We start from the raw sequence: 3,196 nt of genomic DNA on the forward strand, positions 1-3,196 counted from the left end.
GTCTTTTAAAATGAAACAGGACCGATATTAGGGTCAACTTTAAACCCTTGAAATTCGACCCCCTTATCTGCGAATTTAAATTTTTTAAAAGTACCTTTTGTTCCATTAATCTCAAAACGTTAACGGTTATTGTATCAAAAAGGTGTATATATTAACGAGTTAGCCGCAAACAGCGAGTGTTAGAATATTTAACTGTTTTATCAATATGAAAATATCTATTAGTTGGTCAGGCCGGCTTAGTAGAACTTTAGCATGGCAACATTCGCTTTAGTAAAGAGACTTCTGCCGCTAACCGTTGCAGTGTGTTAGAAAAGCTAAAATCACCAATACCTCTCTCATATATTTTTGCGTCGAGTATTTGTATTCTTCGGGGTATTGGCGCAACTTTCAATGCGCTTGAGTAGGATTAATATGTATATAATTTAATTTTTGCAGAAGACCGGCCTGCTCCATAAATCAAGGCTTAACCGGTTTCTTTCCCAAAACCGATATTGCAGATTGCCAGCTTTCACTTTATAATTTTCAAGTTCCTTAATGCCTTCCGTAAGCATCGTAAGTTTTATTTGTTGAGCAGTGTATTTCAAAAGCTTTGTTGAACACTTGCCTTTCGATGTTTATCCTGTATTTGCTATATTAAATGAATATGATTTGGCATGATGGCAAAGCCATAAATAATAACCCAACCATCCTTAACTAAAAACTTTAGGCTGTTAACAATGATGTTTTTGTATGCATTGTTAGTGAGGAGGTGTTTCCATTCTAAAATAGTGGCGGTGAAGAATTGAGGATAATGATTGAAACTTATTTCTATCATTAAAGACAATGTAGAAAACTTATATCGTTAGTGCAACAGCTTAATACCTGCGCTTTAGTTGCAGGTGATGACATCCGTGCAACGGCACGGCTGCAAGGAAGACCAACAACGGCTGAAAAATACCAGACGCATTTTGAAGTATTTATTTGGCTTCGTAGTTGTCCCCAGCAGCTCTACGGAGAGCTGGTGTAACTTGCCTTATTTATCGTTAAATTATGTTTTTACCCCTCAGTCAATACTATTTTTTGTTAGGGTCACATCCTCAAGGGCTCCTTCTGATACTTTTATTATTTTAAAAATGTCGCCAGATTGTAGGTGTACAAAATACACCGGCTCTTTATTATTCTTTTTAGTATTAACCTCGTTGATGACAGTAATTGAAAAATCATAGTAAATACTTTTTACGGCAGCCCTTACATCTCTTGGTAATTTTGCCTCTTTATACTGAGCAATGCAATGTAACCATCTACCTTTTTTATCATAATAATTTTTTATCCAAATCGAGTCTACAACAAAGCTAACCACATATCCATCTTTTAATATTTCCCATTTTTCACCGGTAATTCTTGGGTATGTCTTTACAAAGTCTTGGGGAGCTTTTATGGATATCTTATATAAGACGGTGTTTGGATTATCAATCTCAGTGGTCGTTTTAGCAGTGGTAAAATCATTTCCTTTCTGATCAAATTCGTCCAATTTTAGCTTATCATCTTTTTTTTGTGCAATAGCAAAAATGGATATTATTGCGAAAATTGTGGTCATTCCAAAGGGATAAATAGTCCTCTTCATGGCAGGTGAAATTTAGTCGGTTTTTTAAAAGATTAAAGACCTTCATTAAATATTTAAGTAATGATTTTATAACAAGATGAACCAATAGAACATTCAACTCTTAAACTTTTTACGAGTCCACGCAACGCACTTTTAAAAAGTTTTACAAGCCGAAATTAGAAATGAAGAAGACCTGGGGATAGTAAAAACCCGCCAACTTTAATGGATGAATCTTTGTACAGGCACAAACTTTTCGTATGGGAGATTTGAAGTTAACCGGCGCCACGTTTCAAGGTTCGAATTTGTTACGTCAATAAGTGGTCTGGTAAAATCTGTATTTGGTTGAAGAAGATTAGAGGGATTTAGGTTTGCGAATTGCTTAAAATCTTTTATCATGTGCATTTGATCGTAGTAGCCACATTCGTATGCAATGGAAGTCCAGTTACTTTCTGGATGTTTAAGTCTTGTAATTATCGCATTGTTAAATCTTAAAAGACGAGAGTAAAGTTTTGGTGAAATACCAACTTGTTCAATAAATCTTCTTTCAAAATTTCGAACGCTCATATTTGCTTTTTCCGCGTATCGCGTAATATTTGATAACGAAAGATCTTCATTGAATTTGTTTGAAATGGCGGTAATACCATCAAGCACAGCATATTGACTTTTCTGCCTATTTAGAAAAGCTAAAAGAAATTTGTCTGCATAATCGGCCATCTGAGACAACTCTTTTTCATCGACTAATTGTTCTTGTAAAAGCATTGCGGACTTTCCAAATACCTCGTCTAAAGAAAAAATTTTATTAGAAAATTCCGAAAAAGGCATTCCGAATAATTTATAAAAACCGTTGGCTTTAAATTGAATAGTGAATCTGCGATAAATTCCACTGAAAGAAAAGATACCATTGAAGTTTGACAATACACCGATAAGGCAACTATTCTTATTTTGAAGATTTTTTAATTTGCTTGAATCATTTGTAATATGTTCTGGGCGATCAGCGAGGTGAAAAATAAGACCCGTCTCCGCACTCGCCGGCCAAAAACTTTTAAACTTCACATGTTTTTCATCTGAAGTTGATAAAATGTAATTAGCTATAAATAACTTTAAAGCAGGATGGGGCGCTATAAAATAATTGGTTATCATTCTCATCTTAAATATACAAAACTCACATGTTTTCTAACTCTTTAACGCCCTTGCAGGTGTTATCACCTCGGTTTAAAATCTTGGCTTTCTAATGTATTTCGAGGAGATGAGATTTTTATGTTTGACCATATAACTTAATTCAACGACAGGAATTCCAAATCCTTGCCTTCAGCAATACCTTAAGGGTAAGCAAGCGGATTTCAAACCATTACAACTTAGTAAATGATTGTACAATTTCCAGGAAAAAGAAACATACTTCGGCAATTCCTTTTTGATAATCGACTTCGCGGTTTTCCCTTTTCCTTCGCTTTTATTCAAAGCGTGTACGAGTAAGTCGGATTTAATGTCGGAAACGGCTTTTCAATCTTCGAATTAATAAACGTTGCGAATTTGTGTTTAAGCTTAACAGGTCTTTTCGCGTCGTCCCAATTGTCCGGCGCCGACCTTAACGCCCCCGTTCCTTTCATTGTTCGC

The 3,196-nt window shown here is 35.2% G+C and carries 3 protein-coding genes; all 3 read right to left on the reverse strand.

The window, feature by feature from the left end:
- Positions 1 to 628: 628 nt before the first annotated feature.
- Complete coding sequence (locus SAE01_RS24230) at positions 629 to 814, reverse strand: hypothetical protein (RefSeq protein ID WP_147206417.1); 186 nt, start codon at positions 812 to 814, stop codon at positions 629 to 631.
- Between the two features lie 228 nt (positions 815 to 1,042).
- Positions 1,043 to 1,603, reverse strand: coding sequence for a hypothetical protein (locus tag SAE01_RS24235; protein WP_147206418.1), 561 nt, complete (start codon positions 1,601 to 1,603; stop codon positions 1,043 to 1,045).
- 198 nt (positions 1,604 to 1,801) lie between these two features.
- Entirely contained in the window at positions 1,802 to 2,722 is a 921-nt protein-coding gene (locus SAE01_RS24240) for a helix-turn-helix domain-containing protein (protein WP_170234266.1), read from the reverse strand.
- Between the last annotated feature and the right edge of the window lie 474 nt (positions 2,723 to 3,196).

Source organism: Segetibacter aerophilus (assembly GCF_007991655.1).
Classification (GTDB): Bacteria; Bacteroidota; Bacteroidia; order Chitinophagales; family Chitinophagaceae; genus Segetibacter; species Segetibacter aerophilus.